This window comes from Caballeronia sp. GACF4, from assembly GCF_023631025.1.
Classification (GTDB): Bacteria; Pseudomonadota; Gammaproteobacteria; order Burkholderiales; family Burkholderiaceae; genus Caballeronia.
The window spans coordinates 1-990 of sequence record NZ_JALQDW010000045.1; the positions used below are offsets into that span (position 1 = coordinate 1).

A 990-nucleotide genomic window follows, 5' to 3' on the forward strand; every position below is an offset into this window, starting at 1 on the left:
CCAGACACTGATCTTTACCGTGAGATGCTTGCCAAAGAGCACATCCCGGTGCTAATGGTGACAACAGCGCATCCGTCGACTGGCGTGATGACAGGCAAGATAAACGGCATTGTTGAGTTCAAGCCTTGGGGTTGGTGGATTGGTACGGGATTCTTCACGGACGATATCAGCGCTGCGTTTTGGCACTCTACACTCAAGATCGGCGGCTTGATTGGCCTAGCGTTTGGGGCCATCGCATTATTAGCATGGAGGACGATTCGCAGCGTCATCGAAGCTCTCGGAGGTGAACCCGATTATGCGGCGCAGGTTGTTCAGGCGATTGCAGGTGGCGACTTGAGTGCTCCAACACCGCTTAAAGACGGTGATGAACGCAGCCTTCTGGCTGCTGTGGAAAAGATGCGGCGTGGCTTGGAAGGGATGGTGACCAAGATTCGTGCAAGCTCCGAATCGGTTTCATCGGGTGCAGTTCAAATTGCGGCAGGCAATACCGATTTATCGAGCCGAACAGAACAGCAAGCAGCCTCGCTGCAAGAGACTGCAGCGAGTATGGAGGAGCTGACGGCCACAGTTAAACAAAACTCGGAAAACGCTCAACAAGCAAGCTTACTCGCTGAAAACGCGAATGCCGTTGCTAACGAGGGAAGCACAGTGATTGGTCATGTCATCCAGACGATGGGCGGGATCGAGCAAAGCTCGGGCAAGATCGCTGAGATAATTGGAATGATCGAAGGTATTGCATTCCAAACCAACATCCTAGCGCTTAATGCGGCGGTAGAGGCGGCACGCGCTGGCGAACAGGGCCGTGGCTTCGCCGTTGTAGCAAGCGAAGTGCGCAGTCTTGCGCAACGCTCATCGGCCGCCGCTAAGGAGATCAAGGTTCTCATTGAAACGTCCGGTAGTCGAGTCAAGGACGGAACCGAACTGGTCGCACAGGCAGCTGAAACGATGAAGCGCGTAGGCACCGCCATCCAACGAGTCACCGATATTATG

The 990-nt window shown here is 54.4% G+C and carries 1 protein-coding gene; it reads left to right on the top strand.

Annotated features, from left to right (window positions below):
* A partial coding sequence (locus tag NCR40_RS30950) for a methyl-accepting chemotaxis protein (RefSeq protein ID WP_250511777.1) occupies nucleotides 1-990 on the top strand: 990 nt, incomplete at both ends.